Raw genomic sequence first — 25,536 nt, forward strand, 5'->3', positions numbered from 1 at the left:
TAGCGCGTAGAAGGACGAAGACCAATGACCGAGACCACGTTTTCTTTCATTCCCCGGGCGGCGCGCTCGACAAAGCCGCGCAAGGCCGGCCTTACCGAAATACGAGGACCGTACTACAGCGCTTATGGTCCGCGTCATCTCGCCGATGTCCTAGCATTACAGTTGCTTTGTTTGCGGGCTTCTGAATCCATGGGCAACCATGATTCGAATGTCGTGGACGCGGGCCGCGTCGGTTGAGGAGACGCTTGCGTTGTGGGCGGCGTCGCTTCGAGAGATCAAGCAACGGATACGTCCGTTGTTCACGCAAGAGCGTGTGGCGACGAATGCAGGCTTGTTCCTGGAAGGTCTGCTCGGAGATGAGCAGCGCAAGACCGGCTGGATGCGCGCGGAGGCGGCTGGCGATCCTGGCCCATGGCGTCAGCAGGCGATTCTGGGTCGTGGAGATTGGGACGCTGATGCCCTGCGCGATATCGTCCGCGACTATGTCATCGAGCATTTGGCGGATGACGATGCGGTGCTGGTGATCGACGAGACCGGCTTTCTCAAGCAGGGTAAGGCCTCATGCGGAGTGGCACGGCAATACACTGGTTCGGCAGGGAAGATCACGAACTGCCAGATCGGCGTCTTCGCTACCTACGTGTCGCGTCATGGTCATGCGTTCATCGATCGCGCGTTGTATCTTCCGAAGGAATGGACCGACGATCCAGATCGTCTGGAAGCCGCATACGTGCCTGCCGATGTCGGCTTTGCGACCAAACCAAAGCTTGCGACGAGAATGATCGCACGTGCGATAGCCGCGTCTGTACCATTCAAGTGGGTTGCCGGTGACACGGTCTACGGTGTTGGCGATATCGAACAGCAGCTACGGCGGGCAGGCAAAGGCTATGTGCTCGGGGTCAGCAGCTCTCATGTCTTCCGATCCTGGGGCAAGCGACAGCCGGTCGCCGGCAAGGCCGAAGACATCGCCCGGACGCGGCGCCCGTCCGACTGGAAGCGCTTGTCGGCGGGAGCCGGAACCAAAGGACCGAGGCTGCATGACTGGTGTTATCTCGAACTGGCCGATCTCGAGGTCGAGCAGTTCAACAGCGCAAATGATGGTTTATGGACGCGCGGTCTGCTGATCCGTCGCCATATCGCCGATGGCGATCTCGCCTTCTTCACCACCTGGTGCCCAGCGGGAACATCAATTGAAACGCTGGTCGCGGTCGAAGGCCATCGATGGGCGATCGAGGACAGCTTTGAAACCGCGAAAAACGAGTTCGGGCTCGATCACAACGAGAGCAGGTCCTGGCATGGCTGGCACCGCCACGTGTCCCTGGTGATGCTCGCCTTCGCCATGATGGCGGCGATCCGCCATCGCGCCAATCCGCCACCGCCCAAAAAAACCAAACGCCGCCCCCCGGCAAAAGCCAAAGCACACCCACGCCGCCGCTGATCCGTTGGTCAATCCAGGAAATCCGCCGCATCGCCATCAGGCTTGCTCGAAAGCGGATCCAACCCGCGCATGTCATCGCATGGTCATTCTGGCGCAGAGCTCACCAGGCTGCCGCTCAGCGCGCGCATCTCAAAGCAAAACGGCAACTGTAATGCTAGAGACGGTCGGCGCCTGGGTCGATGGGATCAAGTATGCGGGCGGGTCGTTCGCGCTGATGCCTGCGAGCGCCGTGACGAGCATCAACAAGCTGGCACACGATCATGATGTTTACGTATCCACCGGCGGCTGGCTCGAAAACGTGCTGCGTTTTGGGCCGGAAGCGGTTGATCGCTACATTGAGGAAGCCAAGACGCTCGGCTTCGACGTCATTGAAATTTCCACGGGCTTCATCAGCTTGCCAACGGATAGCCTGCTGCGCCTGATCGAGAAGGTGAAAAGCGCTGGGCTGAAAGCTAAGCCAGAACTCGGCATTCAGTTCGGCGCTGGCGGTAGCACCGCGACCGAAGAGCTCGCGGCTGTGGGCACCAAGGATGTCGGCTGGCTGATCGCTCAGGTCCAGCGTGCGCTCGATGCCGGCGCCGACATCATCATGATCGAAAGCGAAGGTATCACCGAAAATGTGGGCACATGGCGTACTGATGTGGTGGCCCGTATCATCAATCAGCTTGGGCTCGACAAGGTCATGTTCGAGGGCGCCGATCCCACCGTATTCGAATGGTACATCAAGAACTATGGCAACGAGGTCAATCTGTTCGTCGATCACAGCCAGATCGTACAGCTCGAGGCGCTGCGGTCCGGCATTTGGGGCACCAAGAGCACCTGGGGCCGCATCCAAAACCTTGCTCTATAAGTCGTGCGGTTGGACCTAGGCGCGCTCCGGCGGATTGAGCTAGCGATTTCGCCCTTGCCAAGACGATGGTCCCATGCCGACATTCATAATGCTCATCCCTCTGAATCCGGATGCCGTTCACTCATCCGTACTTTTGGCCATGCCCAAACCCGAAATCTGGTCAGCGACTGAATGGGATCGATTCAAGGAAATCGTTCGGACGCTTCCGGGTTCGGCCCGTGCCCGCTTGTACGGTCTATGCGACCGCGGCAACCTGAAGAGTGCTCCGTCGCCTGCCGATCACCGAGCGGCGAGCCGTCGGCGGTAAAGGCTGGCGACATGCCAAACTGCTCCAGAAGGGTGATAGCGAGGACCGTGTCGCATCGACGGCGCCTTTGTTGCGGGTGTGACCTCGGGGCGCGCGGAACTTTGCATGGGCTATTCGATTGTCGAAACAGGCACTCTCATGGCCGAAGCCGATGAGCTTCGATTGAACCTCCATGGTGAAGGAAATCAGACCGATCACTGGATCTACAGAGATGATCGATGCGGCCGCTGAGCCGACCGCGCCATCGGCCGGCGCCGAGGTGTTTTACACTCAGGCCTTGCGCGAGCTCGCGAAGCTGGACCTACCGTTTCTTTTGGCCGGCACGTATGCGCTCAGCGCCTATACCGGCGTGGTGCGCGCGACCAAAGATCTCGATATCGTGTGCAAGCCGACTGACTATCCCCGCGTTCTCAACCACTTCCGCAACCTCGGATACACCGTCGCAATCGAGGACGAACGCTGGCTCGGCAAGGTCTTCCAGGACGAGCACTTTTTCGATGTGATCTTCGCGTTCTGGCATGGCATGGCTCCCGTGACCGACCAATGGTTTGAATCCGCGCCGCGCATCGAGGTGTTGGGTACGAAGATGCGCGTCATCGCCCCGACGGAGTTGATCTGGTCCAAGGCGTTCGTCCAGCTGCGGCACCGTTACGACGGCCCGGATATCGCGCATCTCATTCTCAAGCAGCACGATCAGATCGACTGGCGGCGTCTGCTTGCCTACATGGAGCTGCATTGGGAGGTGCTTCTGGCACATCTACTCAACTTCCGCTGGGCCTATCCGAGCGAGCGCGATTGCGTGCCGCGCTGGCTGATGGACGAACTGGTCGCCCGCCTGAAGACCCAGTTCGAACTTCCTCCTCCGCGCGTGAAGATATGTCGGGGGCGCCTGTTTTCGCAGGTCGATTATGCCCCGGCCGTTGAGGAATGGGGCTTTGCCGACGCAGACCAGGATAGTGAGTAGCGCGATGTCCGAAAAACCCGACACGCTCACCTTCGCTGCCATTGGCGATCTCCACGTGAAGGAGGACCGCACGTTGTCCTTCCGGGAGCTCTTCGCCGAGCTCTCGACCAAGGCCCAGGTGCTCGTCCTTTGCGGCGACCTCACTGACCTCGGCAAGCCGTCCGAAGCGGAACTTCTGGCGGAGGATTTGCGCGCCTGCTCCATTCCCGTTGTCGGCGTGCTCGGAAATCACGACTACGAATCCGGGCAGACTGAAGACGTAAGGCGCATTTTGAAGGGCGCCGGGATGCACCTGCTCAACGGGCAGTCGTACGAAATCGACGGTGTCGCCTTCGTCGGGGTGAAGGGATTCATCGGTGGGTTCGGCCGTCGCATGCTCGCTTCGTTCGGCGAGGCCGTCGTCAAGAGCTTGGTCGCCGAAGCCGTCAACGAAGCGACGCGCCTCGAAAATGCGATGCGCGCGGTAGCGAGCAAGCAGGCTGTCGTCGTTCTTCACTATGCGCCGATTCTCGATACGGTCGAGGGCGAGCCACTAGAGATACTCCCGTTCCTCGGTTCGTCACGTCTCGGCGAAACGATCGATCGATTTAAAGTGAGCGCGGTCGTGCATGGCCATGCTCATCAGGGCCGCTATGAAGGCCGCACGCCCGGAGGCGCGCGGGTCTACAACGTGGCCCGATCAATCGAGAAGCCAACCGGTCGACCCTATGCCTTGATTGAGGTCTGAGCCGAGCGTCCCCCGCCGGACCGCAACAATCGAGCGTTTGAAAGCGGGTTGCCGGTTGGGCCGAAACCTCTCCGCCGCGCTCAGCTCAAATTGAACGTAATGCCCAGCGCGACGAGACCGAGCGCCACCGCTGCGAGTGGCAATAACATATCGATTGCAGCATCGCTGCTCTTGAGCTTGCTTTGCCAGACTTCGGTCGACCCCTTCATCCATTTCCGGAAGCCCTTATTGGTCTTCAGCGTTGGTGGTCGTGCCTGACCTGCGCGCCATATTCTCCAAAGCAGGTATGGAAGGAGCACCGCGACGAACAGAAAAACGCTAGCATGGCGAGGGGAAGCTCGATATCGCTCTGCCGGTCAAAGGCCGCCCAGGCTGCCACGACGAAAAAACCACAAGACCAATTGCGGCCTTGTAGACCAAAGGATGAATCCCCGATGGGGCGTTCGTTGCGGGTTCGCGGCGCTGCTCGAGAGGTTTGTTCATTGCCGCTCTCCAGCACAATCTTGAGAAACAGGTGCCCGCCGAAGCAATGCCACACGGGCATGTGATCTTACGACAATGGAATTCGTCGGGCAGAAGTTTCATGAAAGATGGCTGGTGGTTCATTAAAGGTGAGTAATGCGACCGCACGCCGATGGAACTGCCTGAACGGTAATTTTGTTGGCTTCACGTCGGTCAAGCGGGAACAAGCGATGGAAGCGGAGATGGTTCGTGGAGATTTGACTCTCGATTGGCGTCGACCCTCCGTTATCGGCGGAACAGTCGCTGTCGTGATTCTTATGGTCGCCAGCATGGCGCAGGCACAGACCGTTAATTCTCGTGGTCAGCCTCTTCCGGGGGCCGGGCCCGTGACATTGCAGCATCGGGTTGCGGATGCCGGACATGATGGAGGACCTGGCAATTTCACCGATCTCGCCGAGAAAGTTGCACCGGCTGTGATTGCGGTCAGCGCCAAGACTGGTGCAACGCTCGGAGCGTTTCCGAACCAACGGCGCGGCCCCAGAAACGAAAGTCCGGCTCCGGATACTCGTGAGCAGGGACAGGGACAGGGACAGGACAGGGTCGAACTGGTCTCGATGGGGTCGGGCTTCTTCATCTCGCCAGACGGTTATGCCGTGACCAACAGCCACGTCGTGGAAGATAGCGAAATGGCCGAGATTCGCACCAGTGACAACAAGCCCTATTCCGCCAAGGTCATAGGAAAGGATTCGCTAAGCGATCTTGCCCTGATCAAGGTCGAGGGGCGCAGCGATTTCGCTTACGTAAAGCTCGCCGACCAGCCGCCGCGTGTCGGTGATTGGGTGCTTGCCGTCGGCAATTCGTTCGGCCTCGGAGGCTCGGTCACGGCCGGTATCGTTTCAGCGCGCGAGCGCAATCTCGAGACCGGTTCGTCGGAGGATTTCCTTCAGATCGACGCGCCGATCAACAACGGCGCTTCCGGCGGTCCAAGCTTCAATACCCAAGGTGAGGTCGTCGGCGTCAACAGCATGATCCTTTCACCCGGGGGAGGCTCCGCGGGCGTCGCCTTCGCAATCCCCGCCGACACGGTCGAGGCGGTGATACCGCAACAGAAGGACAAGGGCGCGGTGATGCGCGGGTGGATCGGGGCGGAAGTTCAATCGGTCACCCCTGACATCGCCGAGAACCTTGCCATGGACAATCCTCATGGCGCGATCGTGGTCAGTGTTCAGAGTAACGGCCCGGCTGCGAAGGCCGGCTTAAGAAGCGGGGACGTGATCTCCTCGGTGGGTAACGAGCCGATCAGGAGCGCCCACGAACTGACCAAGAAGATCCATGTGATGGCGCCAGGCTCTTCCGCGCAGTTCACTGTGCTGCAGCAAGGAAAAGAGAGCCCCTTGAGCGTGACCCTGGGCCGGCTGCCCGACCAATCCAGGTCGCCCGCGGCCAATCCAAGATAACGCGCGCAGCGGCTCCGCGCCGAGTTGTGTTGGGCGCGCAGGCCGCTGCTTGGTGGCAACGCCCGCGCGAGTCCATGACCCGCCCAATCGCGGGACGCTTCCGAGTTTTTTACCTCGGACCCGTGACCGTACTATCCCAAAGCGAGGAACGAGGTCGATTAGGACGTTGCTTTCAACAATCGCTATATTTGGGATTAGGTCCGTCAAGGAGCGACCGCAGGTACCCGAGGCCGAGATTGGTCACTTCATTAGGATCACGTTTTCCGGCAGACCATAGCAATTCGATGTATGTAGAAACACGCCGTCGTAATTCATTTTCGGAGTATGTATCAGCAATCGGCTGAACATCTGCGGCGGCCGCTATGATCTTATCAACCAGATCACCAATCATCGAAATTACTCGAAGAAACTAGATAGCGTTAGTGCGACAGCCGCGGTTGATCGTGTCAAGGCTCCTTGGAGGACAGCCATCCTTGAGCCATTTCGGCGTGCCGAGCACGGCGCAATAGCCTGTCGCGCTCGATCCCTGGCGGAGTGCCCAGAGCCTGCTTGCGCAGACGTTGTGCCTCTTCGGTGAAGCATTGCGCAATAGTCGTAGATTGCTGCAGTTGAGATTGGACCATGGTGCCGCTCCTCTGCTGGATAGGCGGGAGCACAACCGGCATTCTCATCACGCCTAGTCTAGAAGGGAGGTTGACAGTGGAAAAGGTGCAACGCTTGCGCGCGATGGGTTCGCTGTGTCGTCAACAGGCCGCGTACAACAGCATCAACAATTGGAAGCTTCTCGCGGAAGCCGAATACTGGGAGCACCTAGCCCATCTTGAGCTGTCTTCCTACTTCCAAGAATGCAATGCCACTGGCTCGAATGGCCTAGCGCAGCTTCAAACAGTCACAAACGCGAATGACACGCTGGAGACGATTGCCACCGCGTGAGAACTGAGGCTGTCGTATGCGTTCCTCATCACCGCGCTTCTCACAGGGCACCGCGGGGCTGATCTCGACCACCTCGTAAGGCGCATCGAAGATGCCGTCGGGGCGCTGCGTGAGCAGACGCGTGAGGTTCTTCTTGCGGAGGTGCAACGGCAAATGCTGAAGCCGGCCGGGGCGAGCGATGGTCACGCCGTGTTGCGGTTCAGCGCAGCATTTTTTCGAAGTCAATTCTTTGATGAACTGAAAGACGCATTACCCATGGTCGAGGTCATCTCGTACGATGGGAGCAAGTCATTTGGGTCTGTAACTCAGGGGAGGGCAGCTCTTTGTCAGTGAGTCCTGCTGCGCCCGGCTGACCTATGAAATCGGCAGGCGCCTGTCGCGTCTCACCTTCTCGATTGCCGAGTGGGACAGCTGAGACACCCTGGATGGAAGCCTTGCGCTACCTTGGGCCAATAGTTTGCGTTCCCAAGCGAGCGCGTGGCGGACGATCAGGGAAAGATCATCCCATTGGGGCCGCCAGCCCAGCAGATTGCGTATCCGTTCCGCCGACGCAACGATCTCCGCCGGATCGCCAGGCCGGCGGGCGGCAAGTTCGACAGGAAAGCCGTTTTCGGATTCGTGGCGCATGGCCTCGATCACCTGCAAGACCGAAAAGCCGCGGCCGTAGCCGCAATTTAGTGTTAGGGACTCTCCACCAGCGCGCAGGTATGAAAGCGCGTGATAGTGGGCGTTTACGAGGTCGCTCACGTGGATATAGTCGCGAATGCAGGTCCCATCAGGCGTGGGATAATCGGTGCCGAAAACCTGCATCTTCTCTCGGAGACCCACGGCGGTTTCCGCTGCAACCTTGACAAGATGCGTTGCCCCTCGCGTTGCCTGTCCAGTGCGCAGAGCAGGATCGGCGCCTGCTACGTTGAAATACCTCAAGATGACGTAGCGTAGGCCATGAGCGCGTGCAGCATCACGCAGCATTGTTTCGGCCATGAATTTAGATGAGCCGTAAGGTGAAATAGGCGCAATGGGTGTCTCTTCCGTGACAGGATTTGCCGGCGGATTGCCGTACACTGCAGCCGTCGATGAGAGGATGAAACGCCGCACTCCGCTCCTGATTGCGATCTCGAACAGGCTTCGGGAATTTGCGGTGTTGTTGCGATAATATCGAAGCGGTTCCGCAACCGACTCTGGAACAACGACAGAAGCCGCAAAATGAATGATCTCCGAAATCCCATACTTCGCGATCAGCGACGCAACTCGCCGGTGATCCCCGACGTCCCCAACGAGAACCGAAACTCCGGGTATTGCCCATTCGAAGCCCGATGAAAAATCATCGATCACGACGGGCTGTTCGCCGCGATCAGCGAGTTCGTACACCATGTGGCTCCCAATGTATCCGGCACCACCGGTGATAAGGATCGCCATTGCTTACTTGCCTTAAGAGACCTGATTTGAGACTTCGGAACAAAGTTCCCTTCAGGCGCGTTATGAAAGCCCATGCCCAGGACAACACTTGAGGTGCGCTGGGGGTCCGTTCCCGATTAAACGGTTTGAGGGGGTGTCGCCTGATGTGATGCAGGTGCGGCGGCGTTGGCCGAGAGCAGAACTCGATCCGCCGCTTGAAATTCCTCGTGCAGCCACTCGATCGTATTGGTGGTCGTAGCGATGTGGCGATTCCACCGCGCGAATTCCCACCACATTCCAGGCGGTACCAGTGCGTTGTCATACAACCAGTTAAGGACAATGCATGGCGCTTGAAGAGGTGGATGGCGATGGCTCTGGGCTTGCGAGGCCGAAACTCGGCCTCGCATTTGCCGCTCGCCATGCCGAGACGTTGCTCGTGCTCCTTGTGCTGAGCGTAGCCTTGGTCATCGGGCTCGCGACCGCCGCGGATTACGGGCTGTCAACCGACGAATTCAACACCGACGATTACGGCCCCAAGGCGCTTGCCTGGTACGCGAGCGCCTTTGCGGACCGGTCTCAGTTTGAGACGGTCGAAGAATATCTGTGGATGTATGGACCGTGGTTTCAGATGCTCGTCGCGGCCGTGCAGTCGCTCGAGCTCACGAGCCCGATCACGGTCCGGCACGCTATGACCTTCCTGTTCGGCCTCGCTGGGCTCGCCGCTGTCGTGCCGATGGCACGGCTCACGGTCGGGTGCTGGGCGGGGTTGACGGCGCTCACCCTGTGCCTGCTGACCGGCTACCTGTACGGCAACCTGTTCTTCGCCCCGATCGACGTGCCGTTCCTGTTCGCCATGAGCTGGTCGACGCTCTCGATCGTCCTGATGGTGCGGCAGGAGGTGCTGAGCTGGCATCTGACCCTTGCGACCGGCCTTGCCACTGGCCTCGCCATTGCGACGCGCACCGGCGGGGTGATCACGCACGCCTACCTCGTCGGTGGCATGAGCCTGTGCGCGCTCGAGGAGCTGCTGCGCCATGGCCGCGCGGGCTATGGCCAATTGCGCCAGATCGCCTTGCATACGCTGCTCGTCATCCTCGTCGCCTGGCTGACGGCGATTGCGCTCTGGCCGTGGTTGCAGACTGGACATCCGCTCATGCAATTCCTCGAGGCCTATCGGCACTTTGCTACGCTCGACACCTCGTTCGAATTCCAGAACTGGGGTCGGCGCACGTTCACCGATAAACTGCCTGCCTGGTACATCCCCGGACAGCTCGTGGCGCGTTTGCCGGAGGGCTTTTTGGCGTTGCTGTTGCTCGGCATGGCGGTCTGGATCGGTGCTGCAGGGGCGTGGACGCGCGCCGCCCTCGGCGCCCTGCGTCGGTCCGGCGTCGTGGGACTGCGACCAGTCGCGGCCGAGCTCGCAAGATCGCGCGCGGTGCCGGTCGTCACTGCGGCGGCGTTCGGGCCTATCGGGGTGCTCATCCTGCAAGGCTCGACGCTCTATGACGGTGTCCGCCACGTATTGTTCGTGATCCCAATGCTCGCCATCGTGGGCGCGCGTGGGCTCACGAGCCTCTTGCCCTTCTTGCGACGCCTCCCGATTGTGCCCGCGGCCCTCGGGATCGCGCACACGGCCGCCATCGTGGTGACGCTCGTCATCCTGCATCCGCTCGAATATATCGCAATGAACAGTCTGGCAGGCGGCGTCGCCGGCGCTTACGGCCGATTCGACCTCGACTATTGGAGCATGGCGGCTCCCGAGGCACTGCGCCGCCTCGAAGGTCGAATTGACGCCGAAGGCCGGTTCGCGGGCGATCCACCGCGCGTGCTGGTCTGCCTCGGCTGGCGCGAGCAACTGGCCGGCGTGATGTTCCGTCGCAACTGGATTGCCGAAACCAAGCTGCACAAGGCCGACTACCTGATCGCCACCGAGCGCTGGCCCTGTGCCAACGGCACGACGGCTGTACTGGTTGATGAGGTCACGCGATTTGGCCGCCCGTTCGCCCAAATCTACGCCAATCGTCATGGGCTCGGCGAGTGACGCCAACTCCCGGTCCGACTTGGCAATGGCATCTACTTCTTCGCCTGCAATTCGATCGGGGGCGCCTGGGCCTTTTGGCCCAACGTGACCGGGCGACGTTTTCGCGAGGGGTCTGCCTCACGCCGGCTCTCCTTGGCGCGATCGATCGCCACGGCGCGCGCAAGCCGCGTGATCATGTCGAGCTGGAGCCGCAGCTTGAGATGCAAGTTGAGCATGATCAGCAGGCTGATCACGACCCAGGTGTAGACGATGAGGTCGGAGCCGCGGCCGATTCCCGCGAAGGCCGCAAGCGCGTTGGCATGCTCCGGTACCCAGACGAAGTAGAGGCCGGCGAGCGCAGCGCCGCTCGCGAGCAGGCCGATGATCGGCACCGTCCGGTGCACCGACCAGGCGTAGACCAAAACCAACGCCAGAAAGGCCGTCAGCAACAGCTGCGCGATCATCGGTAGAGCCTCCGCGCAAACAGATCGATCAGGATGGTCATCGCATCGGTGATGCGTTGACCCTTGCCCAGCGAATAGGCGCTGTACTCGATGTTCACCGGCACCTCGACAAATCGCAGGCAGCTCTGGGCGATCTGGTGCAGGATCTCGGACGCGTGCGCCATTCGGTTCTGTCGCAAGAAGATCGCGCGGGCGCCGCGCGCGGTCATCGCCCGAAGGCCATTGTGGGTATCGGTGACCGGCAGTCCGGTGCTCGCGCGCGTGAACCAGATCGCGGCACTGAGCAGGATGCGGCGCGACACCGGCAGATTGGCGGTCGCGCCGGTGAGAAAGCGGCTGCCGAGCGCGAAATCGATGCCGGGCTGCTCGATCGCTGCCAGCAGCGCCGCGATGGCCGCGGGGGAATGCTGGCCGTCGGCGTCGAACGTGACGAGCGCATCCGCACGCTGCTCCAGGACGTAGTCGATGCCGGTCTGCAGCGCGGCGCCCTGGCCGAGGTTGATCGGATGCCGAAGGACGACCGCGTCTGCGAGCAACGCGACCTCGCTGGTGCGGTCGGCGGAGCCGTCATCGACCACGACGACCGGGTAACCGGCGCGGCGAATGCCGGACACGACGCTGCCGACCACCGGCGCTTCATTGTACGCCGGGACAACGACCCAGGGATTGCGAATCCGGCCGGTCATTCTCATTAACCCACAACAAGCACATGACCGCAGGCGATCACTGCGATTCCTGCCAGGAGACGCGCCGACAACGGCTCAGCGAACACCAGCGCGCCGAGGACGGGCGTCAGCGCAAACGCGACCGCCACGAACGGATACGCGCGCGACAGCGGCGTGAACGTCAAAAGCCAGACCCACAGGACGGACAGGGCTGCATAGAGCACGATGGCGCCGATAAACGGCGCGTTCCGCAACAGCAGCAGCGCACGCGTGGGTAAGGGATAGCCGTCGCCGAGGCGCAGGGCGGCCTTGAACAAGAGCTGGCCCGCCGCCATGCCGGCCGCGTAGGTGATGAGCAAGGCAATCTGGCCGAGGTTGAGGCGCTTTGTCATGGGAGGCGCTTGTCCGGACATGGGGGCTCCTTGCTCAAGACCACGCGCATCGCGTCGAACAGGTTCACCGGAATGGCGAACCGGTTGCCGGTCGGGCTGGCCGCGATCTTGCGGCCGAGCATGCGACCGACCTGGAAGGCGATCAGTGAGAACGGCACGAATTTCCAAGGGTGATTGGAACTCTCGATGCGAAGGCCGACCGAATGGGCCAAAGAGGCGATGCTGTCGCGGTTGAAGAACCACAGGTGCTGCGGAGGCGTCATCAGGCGCCAGTGCTCCCCGGTCGACCGCGCCGCCAGAGAACCGAAGTCTCCGGTCGTCAGCACGATGATTCCGTCCGGCCGGAGATGGTCCGCGAACAGCGCGAGGGCTTCCTGCGGGTCGGGCAGATGCTCGATGACGTCGAGGAGGACGATGACATCCAGGGTGCCAAGCGACTTGAGAGTCGCGTCGCTCAGCAAGCCGCAGACGACGTTCAAGCCGAGATCGCCAGCATGGGCAGCAGCCGCCTCCGCCGGCTCGATGCCGCTCACCTCAAATCCGGCGCGGCGGGCTTCATCGAGAAAGAAGCCGTAGGCGCAACCGATCTCGAGCAGGCAGCCCTGTGGCTTGCGGCGCTGGATGAACTCGACCGTGCGGGCGAACTCGCGCCGTAGCACGGGTTCGGCGCCGCGATAGTCGGCATAGCCGTCGGACTGACGGCCAGAAAAGTAGCCATCGTCATAATAGGCGAGGGGATCGAAGCTCGATGCCTCGGTGCGTCCCAGTCCGCAGTCATGACATTGAAAGATGTCGCAACCGTTTTTGATGTAAAGAAACCGATGCAGCGTCGCCCGATCGCACGCGGGACACTTAAGCGTAAGCGCAGTTCGGTCGTTTCGCATCAGCACATGCGTCCCACGAATCGCGTTTCTTCACTGCGAAAAAACGCCTCCGATGCCGAACTGTTCCGCTCGGCGAACGGCCACGGGGTCGCAGCCTGCCTGGCTGGCCGTCGCGGCGGAGAGTTTGATGAAAGATGACGGGTGACCGACTGCTGATGTCCCTGCAATTCCACCGTGCCGTCGGACGCGCGAGATCACGCCTTACGTTACGTCCGCATGCGCGAGGGCCGAGGCTGAGGTCAAGCCACTCGCGCCAAGGACTCACATCAGCGAAGGTCATTCCGTTGGAATGTCACCCCGATCTCTATCTCCCTCCGCCATATGAGGCGGCAGCGATGGGTTGCCCCTTCCAACGGAAGCGCTAACGTAAAACGATCCGGAATTCCGCGAGGGCTAATCACATCCAATGCGGCGCCGTACTCAGACAGGCTCCGAACCAAGCATGACACTGTACGCCCGTAGAATTCGATCACGCCGGGCCCTCGCGCGCAATCGCGCGTAGGTATCCCTTGCCCGTCTATCTCGGCGACCTCTCTTAGATCGGCTTCCAATTCGGAAATGATATCACGGAGCAAACGCGCCGCGAGCGGGTCGGTGGTCTCCTGCTCCAACACTCGATAGCGAGCTACCAGATCCCTTCGCTCTTTCCATCTTTCGCTGTCAGCCATGGTGATGTCCCCCATGCTCTGACCCCCAGTGCGGATCCATTGGATACTTGGAACTGTGAAAAAATTGGGGCCCGGTAAAATGGTGTTGTTGCTTGCGCAGCGCGGCTCCATGGATGAGCTACGCGCAACCCGGGTGCTACAGTTGAGAAAGGGCGTGTGTACCGGCCCCTCTCTCGAAGGCGACGGCGTATTCGGGTCGAATTGAAGCCTCGGCATCCGCGTTTTCCGTTAAGCCACGGACACCATAAACTCAGCGGAAAACGGTCGGGGGAACGTAGGTAGCCGGCACATTGATGGTCGTGTCCCCGGTGGTGGTGGTGCTCGGTAGAGCAAAGCCGCCCGGACGCGCGCCCCCAATAGCGCCGTAGCGGGCGGGCGGCTTTGCGGTGGTCACCGGCAGTTCTCCGGTAGGATCGGGTTGCGACACGCCAACGCAACCGAGGAACCACCGATGACCGACGACATGATGAACCTGCGCTCACTCGTAGAGAAGACCCCGACGCCGATCTGCTGCGCGAGATGATCGGCTTTGCCGCCCAGCGTCTGATGGAGCTGGAAGTCGAGGGCCAGACCGGGGCGAGCTACGGCGAGAAGAGCCCCGAGCGCCTGGCCCAGCGCAACGGTTACCGGGAGCGGATCTGGGAGACCCGCGCCGGCGCGGTCGAACTGCGCATCCCAAAGCTGCGCAAAGGCTCCTACTTCCCGGGCTTCCTGGAGCCGCGCCGCATGGCCGAGAAGGCGCTCACCGCCGTGGTGCAGGAAGCTTATGTGCAGGGCGTCTCGACCCGTTCGGTGGACGATCTGGTGCAGGCGATGGGCATGACCGGCATCTCCAAGAGCCAGGTCAGCCGGCTGTGTGGCGAGATCGACAAGGTGAAGGCCTTCCTCGCCCGTCCGATCGAGGGCGACTGGCCGTATCTGTGGATCGACGCCACTTACGTGAAGGTGCGCCAGAATGGCCGCATCGTATCAGTCGCGGTGATCGTCGCGGTCGGCGTCAACAGCGACGGCCGGCGCGAGGTTCTTGGCATGGACATTGGGCCGTCCGAGGCTGAGACCTTCTGGACGGCGTTCCTGCGCAAGCTCGCCCGCCGCGGCCTGCGCGGCGTCAAGCTGGTCGTGTCCGACGCCCACGAGGGCATCAAGGCTACCGTAGCCAAGGTCCTCAACGCCAGCTGGCAGCGGTGCCGCGTCCACTTTATGCGCAACGCGCTGGCGCATGCCGGCAAGAGCGGGCGGCGCGTCGTCTCCGCCTTCATCGCCACCGCGTTTGCTCAGGATGATGCGGAGGCCGCGCGAACGCAGTGGCGCAAGGTCGCGGATCAGCTCCGTCCCAAGCTGCCGAAGCTTGCTGGCTTCCTCGACGAGGCCGAGACCGACGTGCTCGCCTACATGACCTTCCCGCCGCAGCATCGGACCAAGCTGCACTCCACCAACCCGATCGAGCGCCTCAACGGCGAGATCAAGCGGCGCACCGAAGTGGTCGGCATCTTCCCCAACGAGGATGCGATCGTTCGCCTCATAGGCGCGATCCTGCTCGAGCAAAACGATGAGTGGGCCGTCCAGCGTGCCCGCTACATGACGCTGGAAACCATCGCGCCATTGAGCGATGATCCGATCGTCAGCCTTCCGGCTATCGCCAGCTGACCGGCCCGGCCCTTGCCGGCGAACGCGGTGACCCGCCGCCAGCTACACCACGCCACGGGACACGATCGAGGTGGCCGCCCGATGCAGTGCAGCAAGCTGGGATGCACAACTGCTGAACAACGAAAGTACGCACTCAGATCTGCAGATGCGAAACCGCGCTGTCGATTGAGATATCGCTGAAACCGCGGTTCGAATGCGTTCGGAAATCGGACACGTCATTAAGGACACAGGCCGCGGGGAAATTTGATGTCCAGGAGATCGACGCCACTGACGTCGCCAGGCCAGAACGAGGGCCGCGCATCAGCTGTCACGCTGGCAACTTCGACGCCGCTGAGTTCAATATTGCGGATATGACGCAGGGCGCGATTGCCGATCGCGCGCCCTGCCGCAGCATCCTGGGGGCGACGAAGGTAGTATGTTGCTGGGGACTCCCATAAGAACGGCGCTGTTGCCAGCGCCGTTTTGGTGCACCATACGCGTGAACCGGCCTGCTTTGACTGGCGCTGGCGGAAGCGACCCGCTCTGGCTCTGCTGGCGTAGGAAGCCCGCTCGCGGTTCACTGATCACGCTACGCCACAGCCAAATGGAGTCAATAGCGGGGCGGTAAATCCGGTTGCTCAGCTGGTCTCAGTAGGCTCACCCACACCTTTGAGCCGGCGTGACCCATGGCACTATAGAACGCCTGACGCGGAGCAAAGAACGCGGTGACTCACGCTGCCCATGGTTGTGGGCAAAAGTCCGATTAGCCTCTCGTCGAATAGACCGCCATTCCAGCACCGGCTGCTAAAGCGCCTAGCACAATCGCAGTGAGATATTCGTCGCCGAAAATTGCTTCCTCTGCGAGTGTCTTGTTGTGGTGACCCCCGAGTATTGGGCGTGATCCTTTCCTCCCCCGACCATCGGGCGATTTATCAAGACCGCGCCTTGATCGGGCTTGCCTACCCTCACCCGCCGCCGAGACCCGAAGGATCCTCATCGAGAAGCTGGCTAACCTATTTCGGCGGCGTGCAGGCCGGCTGGCCTCCGCGCCGCTGTGCCATATGACACGTCTCCATGGGGCCGGACCACGGCTTCTATCCCGCCACCGAGCCGATTCCGGGATTTGGCGCGAGCAGCGCAACTGGACAAGCTGGAAATACCGATGCTCGAGAAGACCCTATCGCTGCTGCCTCGATTACCTGATCCGCGCGCTCACGGGCGCGGATGTCGAGGATAAAGCCGACCGGCCCCGACCAGCCCCAAACTCTTATCAAGGCTCACGCGGCAGGAACGCGCACGAGAGATTCGCATTCGTTTGTGGGGGCACGAAGGAGCGGCTGCACGCACGACCACGCGTTTAGTGGTCTTTTCGCGATGCAAGCTATGCCAACAGGAGTCCAAGCATGAAAAAGCACCCTTGTTTGGTGTGCGTTGCGCTTGCTGGGATAACAATCCTACATGTCACCGCATTTGCGGAGACTGCCAAGTCAAGCGCTACCGCCGCCGCCCCGGCTGCCAGTTCCGCACCACACAAGAATATTGAGGAGGAGTGCGAAGACGAATGGAGAGCTGATAAGGAGGCGATGATGAAACGCGGTTTGACTGAAGATCGTTATGTCGAACAGTGTAGCGTGAAAGACGACGTACCGACTATTCCCTCTGATAACACCGCTCCGTCCGCTGCACCCAATAGATCTCCTGACCGCTAGAGAACGGTAGCAGCTCTCGCGTGGGCACCATGGAATCCTTTCGCTACCTCAGCCAACGCTTTGCGCGCGTGCCGCCGTTTGGAACAAGGGATCAACTCTGTGCGAGCGCTATTTCGAGCGGCCATTTACGGCGCTCTGCGCGTTATAATACTCATGATGCAATGACAGACTTAATGCTGGAAAGCGCGACAAGAATTAGTCCTGAAATCCGCAATTGGTGTGCCAATGGTCGAGCATCTCCCTATTGATCTCCGTCGCCGTGCGCTATTGGGGGCTGCAGGAGCGCTGATCATCCAAGGGATTCTTCTGCCGACGACCGCATCGGGTCAGACGACCTCAGCTCCCAAGATGAAAATCGGAGTTATCGGCGCAGGCCATATCGGCAGCACGATCGGTGGCCTCTGGACCAAGGCCGGCCATGCGGTTTTCTTCTCATCACGCCATCCGGAGGAATTGCAGGATCTTGTTGCACGCCTTGGCCCCCTTGCACAGGCCGGCACCGTCGATCAGGCGATTGCGTTTGGCGACGTTGTCTTCATCGCCGTGCCTTACGGCGCAGTGCCGCAGATCGGCAGAGATTACAGCAAATCGTTGGCGGGGAAGATCGTGCTCGACGCCAATAATGCTGTGGCCAGCCGCGACGGCGCCATTGCCGAGGAGGTTGAGCGCAATGGCATTGGAGTTACTTCGCAGAAATATCTGCCCGGCGCGCGGCTGGTGCGCGCCTTCAACACGCTCAGCTACATGACCTTCGAACGCGAAGCGAACCGTCCTGCCCCGAGGCTCGCGGTCCCGATTGCCGGCGATGATCAGGAAGCAGTCGAGGTCGCGGCGCGACTGGTGCGTGATGCCGGGTTTGACCCGGTGGAAGTCGGCAAACTGGCCGATGCGAGCCGCTTCCAGCGCGGCGCTCCGGGATATGGCCAGAATGTGAGCGCCGCGGAGCTCAGGCAGAAGCTGTCGCTGGCACCATGATGGCTCCCTCAGCAGCTCTCGGGGGCTGGTTGCAGCGCACGATGCCCGGTACCGCGCAAGAACGGGGGGCAGCGCTGTGGTCGTTCGCGTATTTCTTCACCCTGCTCGCTGGCTATTACGTGCTGCGTCCGCTGCGCGATCAGATGGGCATTGCAGGCGGAACCAAAAACCTGCCCTGGCTGTTCACGGCTACGTTTGTCAGCCTGCTCATCGCACAGCCGCTCTACGGCGCGCTGGTAGCGAGGCTGCCACGGGTCAGGTTTATTCCCGTTGTCTACCACGTCTTCGTCGCCAACCTGGTTCTGTTTTGGCTGTTGCTGATTTTCGACTTTGAAAAAGTGATCGTGGCGCGCGCGTTTTTCGTCTGGGTCAGCGTCTTCAATTTGTTCGCGGTCGCGGTTTTCTGGTCGTTCATGGCTGATCTGTTTACGTCAGAGCAGGGCAAGCGGCTGTTCGGGTTCATCGGCGCTGGGGGAACGGCTGGCGCGCTTCTCGGTCCCGTGATCACAATCTGGCTGTCGGGGCCGCTCGGTCCGGTCAACCTGCTGATCGTGACCGCTGTCTTCCTCGAATTCGCTGTGCTCTGCGTGCATCGAATTGAACGCGTGACGGATCCGCCGACGGAAGTAGATGCTCGAGCTCAGCGCATTGGCGGCAGCGCGTTCGCAGGATTGTCCGAATTGATGCGCTCGCCTTACCTGCTGGGCGTGGCCGGCTGGGTCAGCCTGCTCTCGTTCGGCGCGACGATTGCCTATTTCGCGCAGGCCAACATCGTTTCGGCGACGTTCCATAGCGCGGCAGCGCAAACGCGTCTGTTCGCTGGTATCGATCTCGCGGTGGGCCTGCTGAGCCTGGCGACACAGGTAATTGCCACCGCCACATTCCTCAAGCGCTTCGGCACCGGCATCGCGGCCGCAGCTTTGCCCGCTATTTATGTCGTGGGCTTCGCAGCGCTGGCGATCGCGCCGAGCCTGTCCGTGGTGGTGACACTCCAGGTCGCGCAACGCTGGATGAACTTCGCAATCGCCAATCCGGCACGCCAGGTGTTCTTCACGGTGGTTGGGCGCGAGGAGAAATATAAGGCCAAAAACCTGATCGATGTGGTGATCTATCGCGGCTCAGACGCGTTGTATGGCTGGGTCTACGACAGCCTGCAGGCGTTGGGATTGAAGCTTGGCGCCATCGCGCTGTGTGCACTGCCGGTCGTGGCGGGATGGCTCTTTCTCTCAACCGCGCTGGGGCGAACGCAGGAAGGCCTTGCGACAAAAGCAGATGATCAAGGAGAGCCGGAATGGCAATCCGAATGACTCCGCGAATAACTCGCCAAATAACCCGCCGCGACTTTGCGGCAGTCGCCGGCGGATTTCTGCTATCGACCCAAGCCGTTGCCCAAACCGCGTCTCCGCTTCTCACCCGTCCGATTCCCGGCAGCGGCGAGCGCATTCCCGCTGTTGGCCTTGGCACCGCCTATGTTTTCGATGAGAATAACGAAGCGACGCGGAGCAAGGCCGATGCAGTCATACAGGCTTTGGTCAATAATGGCGGACGGCTAATCGACACCGCATCAACCTACGGCGATGCCGAAAGCGTACTGGGTGAGGTCACCGCAACTGCCGGCTTGCGCGAAAAGCTCTTCATCGCCACCAAGCTCGAGTCGCCCGACTCCCAGGAACTCAAGCGATCATTGACCCGACTGAAAACTGCAAGCGTCGATCTGCTGCAGCTCCACAACGTCAGAAACAAGCAGCAATCTCTTCAACGCTTCAAGGATTGGAAGAAGCAAGGCGTGTGCCGCTATGTCGGCATCACTTCGACATTCCACCGCGACTATCCCGTGGTCGAGGCGGTGCTGGAACGGGAGAAACCCGATTTCGTCCAGATCGACTATTCACTCGATAACCGCGGGGCTGAGAAAACCATCCTTCCACTGGCCGCCGAGATCAGAGCCGGCGTGCTGACCGCTTTGCCCTACGGCAACGGCAGATTGTTCCGGGCAGTGCACGGCAAGGAATTGCCGGACTGGGCACGGGTGTTCGCGAACTCCTGGGGACAGTTTTTCCTGAAATATTTGCTCGGCGACCCGCGTGTGACCGCGGTGATCCCGGGGACCGGCGATGCCCGCCACATGGCGGATAATGCCGCCGCGATGCGCGGCCCGTTGCCCGATCTCGATCAACGTCATCGAATGGTCGAGTTCGTCGAAGCGCTTTGACATCCATCCGAGGGGCACTCGCTAGACTTGTAGCGAGCCTCGGCAACTTTCTATGAACCGTCGGCCCACGTGTTAGGATGAATCTACCACGATAACCGAATTGAACCGACTACGGTGAAGGGCAGGCTGTGATCAAGGTCGAGAGAGCCGGCGAAGGCGATCCCCTCGAATTCGAGGTCATCGTCCGTGTGGGAAACGGCGAGACTCGCCATCACGTCACGATGGCAAGAGACACGTGCGAACGACTGACGATGGGCACGCAGACTCCGGAACTTTGCATCGAAGCGGCGTTCCAATTCCTGCTTGATCGCGAGCCCCAGGAGTCGATCCTGCAGCGTTTCGACATCACTGTGATCTCCCGCTACTTTCCCGAGTTCGAGCGCGAGCTGCCACGCTACCTCTCGCAATCCTGATTCGGCCGCCATAAATGGCTGTGCGCGGGTCGCCAAAGGCGTATAGTCGCAGGGTCCTTCGCTCAGAATGTGGAGGTAGCCATGAAATATGTGCTGCTCGGAAATCTGAACTCGGAATGGGCAAACAAGCAGTCGGAGCGGGTCGGCAAGGCCAAGGCAAAGCTCGACAAACTGGGCATCAAGATCGAGTCGATCCACTACACGCAAGGCTATTACGATTTTGTCGACATCGTCGATGCCCGAATCCTGAGGCGGTCCTTGCGTTTTCCGTCTGGTACTCCACCCAGGGTCTGGGACGGATCCAAAGTATGCCGGCCTTCGAGGCAAAGACCTTTGAAACCGCGATCAAGGCCGCGGCGGACTGAGCGCCGGATCGAACGTCAAGCGTGCTCCCAGTTGAGTGACCCATTACCCGAAGAGCGTTGGAGATCGGGACAACTCAACCCGTCCGATCTCGGCACCTTCCATGGCCGTAACCGCCATACGATGCCGACTTAGCTGCCATTGAACGACATCGGCATGAGGCAGCGCGCGTGCTCAAGGACGTGGTCGGGCAATGTGCCGACGGCACCCTCGTTTGATGGGAACGCTGTTCGGGAGACCGTGTAGTGGTCACGGATGAGAGTACGAGCCGGCCGATTTCTACGCTGGGCTACGCTACTGCCCTCTCGTAAGCAAACAATGGTTTTGCTTTGCGGGGTCTTGATTCAAATAAAGGCGCGACACGACAGGAGCAAAATGCTGGAAGACGCGCGAGATCAAACAGTGAAGGTTTGCGTGGAACGAAGTCTAACATTGGCTCTGAGCTCTGAGTAACAATGTGGGAGTAGAGAAATCGCGAAAATATTTTCGTATCAATGACTTATTGCCTTTGGTACGCTCGGAGGGCGGTCGCATTTTCTGTGATTTCAACGGGTTACGGAGGTGAACAACGAGTTTAGGTGCAGACTAGGATGTATGGTGGTCAAGCAAATAACGTTCAGTCTATCGCCATCCAAGATTCAGCTTCCGCTGGGCTGACAGCTCTCCTCCAGAGCCCGCGACGAAATCGTTGGGCAGCTAAAGAACTCGCGGTGCAATCAAGAAGCGTTCACCTTCATTAGCTACGCTCTCAACAACAAGCCGAGCGAGGAATCGGCATGCACCGGATGGCCGACGGATTAGCTCCTGAAGGGAGCTCCAACGGACAGCGTCTCAACGTCGCTAACGAGTGATCTTCTTTTCAGACAGGGGTTTTGGCGGCGAATTCACATCTTCGGATCGCGAAGAGAAGCTAAAGCCGCCGAGCAGCCGGAAACCTACTTGAAAAGGTCTTTGGCCAGGATGCGGCTTCTCTCTACCGCTCCGATTGTTTGCGGGGCTCTGGAGTCGGTAGGGCTCTGGCCCTGTAAACTTTTGCGCTTCCAGCTTCAAGGCGATACATAAGCTTTTTGAGGTGTGGGGAATGTTTGGGGTACAATTCAACGGCCATGCTCAGCCCGGAACGATATCAAGGTCATATTCTTCTTCAAGACGCGCGTATTCCGCTGACTACGACTGTCTCCGCAGATTCATCCGGCGAACTGAAGTTTGACGTGGAGCCTCTGCTATTTGAAGGACAACAGTCAGCCCTCCTAAAGCTGATGCAAACGCTCGGAAAGTCGGGGACTGAAATCGCGGAATTCGGGCTCGAGTGTTCGAGCGAAAGCGGAAAGCAGCTAAAGTCAGAGCGCGTTTTTCTGGCCGGCTACAGCCACAAGAGCGGCATCCTCGAGATTTCGCTTGAGGCTTACGAAGCCGAGCTTCGCATTCAGGCCTCCCAGCCGTCGCCACCGACTCTGCAATTCCGCCTCCGCGGCATTCGCAGCTTTGGCCCTGGGCTCAATGGCACGACGCGCTTGGGAAAAGTCTACGCACGCGGAATGACGGAAGTCTCCGGTCCCTATGCAATAACAGGTCATCTTACAGTTCGAGCACCAGAAGGTGAGTTGCCTGCTAACTGGCACGGCGAGGCCAATGACCTCCTTCTGCATCTCAGGATGGCTCTGTCCTTTGCAAACGGCGGACACCTTAGTTCGCCCATCGTGGAGTATTGGGTAAATGACACCCTTACGGTGACTTTCTGTCGCACAGGCAGTAGTGGGACTTCTGAGCTGCCGGTGCAGCACTTCCTGAATTTGCAGCCGTTCTTCTATTCCGTCGCCGCTAATTTCGACGCTGCTCGACATAATCGCGACGCGCTAGCCAACGCGATCGGCTGGTTGCACGTCGAAACAACGCACGATGAAGTGCGTTTCCTAAGCGGCATGACCGCCCTTGAACATTTGGCTTCGCATCATCTCCCCGAACAGTCACGGCAGCTTATCGCCGCGCCTGATTTTGAAAAGCTCAGAAGCGAGATTGAAGCCCTCCTAGAGCAAAGCGCTTACCTGTCCGATGATGTCAAACAGGCCCTGAAAGTTCGGCTGGAAGGATTAAATCGCCAATCGCTAGTACAAAATATCAGAGCGCTCTTCGACCTCTGGGGCGTCAGCAAGACCGACATCACAAATAAAATGCTGCGGCGACTGGTGACGACCCGAAACGATATCGTGCATCGCGGCATCGCGACCGATAGGAAGACCCTATGGGACCTCATCGTGATCGTGCGGGAAATCAACGCACGGCTTATCTTCGCCCTGCTGAAATTTGAAGGTAATTACGAGTGTTATATGGGCGGCCGCCACATGCGCCAGTTTCCATCTTGCGAGCGAATTCCGAACTCCTGAAGGCACGAACCAACGGGGGAAAGTGGGCTGCTTTCACCCGGTGCGGCCTCATTGAACCAAGATACGAAGGCGTCCATCTCCTCTTTGACCTGTGAGGAAGGAGGCGTCTCAAAATGCACTTTCGGGCTGGAACGTGCGTATTGGCCCTCAGTTTTGCGAACCACGAGGTCCGTTGCCAGTATGCCGCTTCGCTAGCGATCTGAGGGTAGAACCTCGTTTTCAGGCGGGTTTTTTCTTTGCACCCGATTTTGCGGGTGCTTTTACGGCACCCAAATGCGGCGACTCGGTACTCAGGAGAAGTTGGCGTGCATAGGTGCGGGAAGCCTCGCGAACGGCATCCTCGGAAGAGAACACGGCGAGATATGCAGCATGAAGAACGGCAATCACGAAAACAGGGATGAGATCAAGCGAATATTTCTCCGGCAGCGCGTACCAATATGCGAGGGCGCAGCCGATCACGATCGCAGCGTTTAGAGTCAATGCCGGCCATTTGAGTGCATATAGATTGCGCCGGTAGCCGTAGGTGACATTCTCATTGAACAGGATATCGAATTTCTTCTTATCGCGTGTATTCTCGCGCAGCCACGTTCCTGCACGCGTGTAGTAACCGTCAGCCGCAGCGGGATCGGCCTGCTCCTGGGTGGCGGTGGGCGCTTGCTCAGACAGCTTTGCAGAAATGATCGCGTGCATCCTCGCCTTCGTCGGCGCGTCGATGGTCGTATCTTGATGCCGAAGCATGGTGATGCTGGGAAGGCCTCCCATACGGTCGATCAATTTTGGTTCGATGCGCTTGCCCTGGCGCCGGGCAACGTCGGCAAAAACCATAAGGAGGACTGTGAGCGCAGTTCCGGCTATTGCATGCGTGACGCTCAGAGATTTTCCCGATACGGCGACCCAAGCAAAAGCGATCGCTGGTGCCGCTGCGATGATGGCAGGGAACAGCCGCGCGAAGAGCGTGTACTTATCGAACTTAGGCAGCGGTTAGTCCTCGACGTCTGGCGAAAAGGGAACGGTTGTCGCGTATCCCATATTCGACCTGCGATCATAACCGCTGTGGAAGTTTACCCAGCCCGTGTTGGTCTTGTAGACATCAAAGCCCCGTCGAACAAAGGCGTTGGCAACCTTCGCGCGCGGAGACCGAGACTCATCCTTACCAACCGACGCGATTGCGTCGCCACGGCGTGATGAAGGATACGAACCGAGCCAACGGTTGAGGACCGCAGACGTGACATTGCGGCGGCTTCCGTGATGGGGGATTTGAATCAGATTCGGTTGGATTTGGAGATAGATGCTCTCGGCGTAGCGGGCGGCTTCGTCTAGTCCCTCGGGGCCGACATCGCCTGTGAGCACGACGCGCTCAGTGCCGAACGTGCCCATCTGGATCACCGAGGACTCGTTTGATGCAGACGTGGCTGGCGGGTTGTTGTCTAGCGTCTCGAGGTCCAGGCGTTCTTTGATCTTCTCCACGATATTCTTTAGGGCGGACCCGAAGATGCCGCCGAGTGTCGATGCCGAGTCGCTAGCGTAGGATGGCGGAGTCTTTTCGAGATCAGGGATTAGGGCGACGTATCGTGCGCGGCTCGGCGCCAAAACTGTAAAGGCGCCGATTTGAGCTCCCTGCAACGGCGCGCGGATAGCGATGCCGCGCCGCTCGGCGATCTTTTCCATCTCGACCAGATACGGATGCATTTCGCGCATCTTCCTGATTAGGCCTTCGCGAGTATAAAGACCGTGGAATTTATCCAGTACCTCGTCAAAGTAATCCCATGGACGGTTCATCCAAAGGGTTTGGATCGTGAAATATGGATGCTCCAAGAGCTTGATGAGACCTGTGGCGTGGTCATTGTCGGCGTGTGTCAGAACAACGTTGGCGATGACTGCTCGGTTCGAATGATACTGCTCGATGTGAGCGATAATTTGGTCGCCAGTGTCGGTGAAACCGCCATCCACGACATTGAGGTAGAAATCGGCGTATTTGGACTCGCCCCATTTGACGACGATGGCATCGCCGTTACTGTCGCCGGCACGCAAGAAATCAATCTCGTATGGCAACGCGCGAACTCCTATGAGCGGCCACCTTGTGGGCGACCGTTGGATCGACGTGAAACGCGGGGAGTATTCTGGCGAGTACAGCCCCCTCCGCGCAGCTATGTGGTGCGTGGGTCGAAGGCCGCAAGCGCAGAAGAGAATTTAAATCTCAAGATTAGCCAATTGACAGCATAAGAGGT

23 protein-coding genes and 1 pseudogene are annotated in these 25,536 nt (G+C 59.8%); 15 read left to right on the forward strand and 9 right to left on the reverse strand.

Annotated elements, in window-relative coordinates; all coding sequences use genetic code 11:
• The first annotated feature begins 24 nt into the window (after positions 1-24).
• From IVB18_RS33780 to IVB18_RS33800, 5 genes are all read left to right on the forward strand, one after another.
• Positions 25-237, forward strand: coding sequence for a hypothetical protein (locus tag IVB18_RS33780; protein ID WP_247984635.1), 213 nt, complete (start codon positions 25-27; stop codon positions 235-237).
• Positions 200-1,435 (forward strand): IS701 family transposase, encoded by a 1,236-nt coding sequence (locus IVB18_RS33785; RefSeq protein ID WP_247983558.1) that lies wholly within the window; start codon positions 200-202, stop codon positions 1,433-1,435. Before IVB18_RS33780 ends, IVB18_RS33785 begins: the two co-directional genes overlap by 38 nt.
• A 79-nt stretch (positions 1,436-1,514) precedes the next feature.
• Entirely contained in the window at positions 1,515-2,285 is a 771-nt protein-coding gene (locus tag IVB18_RS33790) for a phosphosulfolactate synthase (RefSeq protein WP_247984636.1), read from the forward strand.
• Between the two features lie 518 nt (positions 2,286-2,803).
• Positions 2,804-3,556, forward strand: coding sequence for a nucleotidyltransferase family protein (locus tag IVB18_RS33795; protein WP_247984637.1), 753 nt, complete (start codon positions 2,804-2,806; stop codon positions 3,554-3,556).
• Between the two features lie 4 nt (positions 3,557-3,560).
• Positions 3,561-4,283, forward strand: coding sequence for a metallophosphoesterase (locus tag IVB18_RS33800; RefSeq protein ID WP_247984638.1), 723 nt, complete (start codon positions 3,561-3,563; stop codon positions 4,281-4,283).
• 80 nt (positions 4,284-4,363) lie between these two features.
• Here IVB18_RS33800 and IVB18_RS51720 read toward each other — a convergent pair whose 3' ends face one another.
• The gene (locus IVB18_RS51720) at positions 4,364-4,492 is read right to left on the reverse strand and encodes a hypothetical protein (RefSeq protein WP_256476501.1); all 129 of its coding nucleotides are present in this window, start codon (positions 4,490-4,492) and stop codon (positions 4,364-4,366) included.
• 381 nt (positions 4,493-4,873) lie between these two features.
• Between IVB18_RS51720 and IVB18_RS33805 the strand changes: the two genes are divergently transcribed.
• Positions 4,874-6,202: a trypsin-like peptidase domain-containing protein gene (locus IVB18_RS33805; protein ID WP_247984639.1), complete on the forward strand. Its 1,329-nt coding sequence runs from the start codon at positions 4,874-4,876 to the stop codon at positions 6,200-6,202.
• 172 nt (positions 6,203-6,374) lie between these two features.
• On the opposite strand, the gene IVB18_RS33810 is transcribed toward IVB18_RS33805, so the two are convergent.
• Positions 6,375-6,593, reverse strand: coding sequence for a hypothetical protein (locus IVB18_RS33810; protein ID WP_247984640.1), 219 nt, complete (start codon positions 6,591-6,593; stop codon positions 6,375-6,377).
• 308 nt (positions 6,594-6,901) lie between these two features.
• Between IVB18_RS33810 and IVB18_RS33815 the strand changes: the two genes are divergently transcribed.
• Positions 6,902-7,135, forward strand: a complete 234-nt coding sequence (locus IVB18_RS33815; protein WP_247984641.1) for a hypothetical protein — start codon at positions 6,902-6,904, stop codon at positions 7,133-7,135.
• 354 nt (positions 7,136-7,489) lie between these two features.
• Here the strand turns inward: IVB18_RS33815 and galE are convergent, their stop codons facing one another.
• Positions 7,490-8,554, reverse strand: a complete 1,065-nt coding sequence (gene galE, locus IVB18_RS33820) for a UDP-glucose 4-epimerase GalE (RefSeq protein ID WP_247984642.1) — start codon at positions 8,552-8,554, stop codon at positions 7,490-7,492.
• A gap of 322 nt (positions 8,555-8,876) precedes the next feature.
• Here galE and IVB18_RS33825 point away from each other — a divergent pair, with 322 nt between their 5' ends.
• Positions 8,877-10,574 (forward strand): hypothetical protein, encoded by a 1,698-nt coding sequence (locus IVB18_RS33825; RefSeq protein ID WP_247984643.1) that lies wholly within the window; start codon positions 8,877-8,879, stop codon positions 10,572-10,574.
• Between the two features lie 32 nt (positions 10,575-10,606).
• On the opposite strand, the gene IVB18_RS33830 is transcribed toward IVB18_RS33825, so the two are convergent.
• Genes IVB18_RS33830 through IVB18_RS33845 form a run of 4 tightly spaced genes read right to left on the reverse strand, consistent with a single transcriptional unit; the run spans position 10,607 to position 12,958 of the window.
• Entirely contained in the window at positions 10,607-11,017 is a 411-nt protein-coding gene (locus tag IVB18_RS33830; protein ID WP_247984644.1) for a DUF2304 domain-containing protein, read from the reverse strand.
• The gene (locus tag IVB18_RS33835; protein WP_247984645.1) at positions 11,014-11,703 is read right to left on the reverse strand and encodes a glycosyltransferase family 2 protein; all 690 of its coding nucleotides are present in this window, start codon (positions 11,701-11,703) and stop codon (positions 11,014-11,016) included. The genes IVB18_RS33830 and IVB18_RS33835 overlap by 4 nt, the downstream gene beginning before the upstream one ends.
• Positions 11,704-11,708: 5 nt before the next feature.
• Positions 11,709-12,074 (reverse strand): hypothetical protein, encoded by a 366-nt coding sequence (locus IVB18_RS33840; protein WP_247984646.1) that lies wholly within the window; start codon positions 12,072-12,074, stop codon positions 11,709-11,711.
• Positions 12,071-12,958, reverse strand: a complete 888-nt coding sequence (locus IVB18_RS33845; protein WP_247984647.1) for a class I SAM-dependent methyltransferase — start codon at positions 12,956-12,958, stop codon at positions 12,071-12,073. The genes IVB18_RS33840 and IVB18_RS33845 overlap by 4 nt, the downstream gene beginning before the upstream one ends.
• A 1,119-nt stretch (positions 12,959-14,077) precedes the next feature.
• Between IVB18_RS33845 and IVB18_RS33850 the strand changes: the two are divergent.
• The 7 genes and pseudogenes from IVB18_RS33850 (at position 14,078) to IVB18_RS33880 (ending at position 23,308) form a co-directional block, all read left to right on the forward strand.
• Positions 14,078-15,273: pseudogene (locus IVB18_RS33850) on the forward strand (IS256 family transposase).
• A gap of 1,913 nt (positions 15,274-17,186) precedes the next feature.
• On the forward strand, positions 17,187-17,936 hold the full coding sequence (locus IVB18_RS33855) for an NADPH-dependent F420 reductase (RefSeq protein ID WP_247984648.1): 750 nt from the start codon (positions 17,187-17,189) through the stop codon (positions 17,934-17,936).
• A gap of 41 nt (positions 17,937-17,977) precedes the next feature.
• Positions 17,978-19,243 (forward strand): MFS transporter, encoded by a 1,266-nt coding sequence (locus tag IVB18_RS33860; RefSeq protein WP_247984649.1) that lies wholly within the window; start codon positions 17,978-17,980, stop codon positions 19,241-19,243.
• Positions 19,228-20,148, forward strand: a complete 921-nt coding sequence (locus tag IVB18_RS33865) for an aldo/keto reductase (protein WP_247984650.1) — start codon at positions 19,228-19,230, stop codon at positions 20,146-20,148. The genes IVB18_RS33860 and IVB18_RS33865 overlap by 16 nt, the downstream gene beginning before the upstream one ends.
• A 128-nt stretch (positions 20,149-20,276) precedes the next feature.
• Positions 20,277-20,561 carry a hypothetical protein gene (locus IVB18_RS33870; RefSeq protein ID WP_247984651.1) on the forward strand — a complete coding sequence of 95 codons (285 nt, stop codon included), beginning with the start codon at positions 20,277-20,279 and terminating at the stop codon, positions 20,559-20,561.
• An 81-nt stretch (positions 20,562-20,642) separates the two neighbouring features.
• Positions 20,643-21,059: a hypothetical protein gene (locus IVB18_RS33875; protein ID WP_247984652.1), complete on the forward strand. Its 417-nt coding sequence runs from the start codon at positions 20,643-20,645 to the stop codon at positions 21,057-21,059.
• A gap of 971 nt (positions 21,060-22,030) precedes the next feature.
• Entirely contained in the window at positions 22,031-23,308 is a 1,278-nt protein-coding gene (locus tag IVB18_RS33880) for a hypothetical protein (RefSeq protein WP_247984653.1), read from the forward strand.
• 219 nt (positions 23,309-23,527) lie between these two features.
• Here IVB18_RS33880 and IVB18_RS33885 read toward each other — a convergent pair whose 3' ends face one another.
• Together IVB18_RS33885 and IVB18_RS33890 are read right to left on the reverse strand one after the other, a co-directional pair.
• The gene (locus IVB18_RS33885; protein WP_247984654.1) at positions 23,528-24,133 is read right to left on the reverse strand and encodes a hypothetical protein; all 606 of its coding nucleotides are present in this window, start codon (positions 24,131-24,133) and stop codon (positions 23,528-23,530) included.
• A gap of 156 nt (positions 24,134-24,289) precedes the next feature.
• Positions 24,290-25,360 (reverse strand): hypothetical protein, encoded by a 1,071-nt coding sequence (locus IVB18_RS33890; protein WP_247984655.1) that lies wholly within the window; start codon positions 25,358-25,360, stop codon positions 24,290-24,292.
• Between the last annotated feature and the right edge of the window lie 176 nt (positions 25,361-25,536).

The organism is Bradyrhizobium sp. 186 (assembly GCF_023101685.1).
Classification (GTDB): Bacteria; Pseudomonadota; Alphaproteobacteria; order Rhizobiales; family Xanthobacteraceae; genus Bradyrhizobium.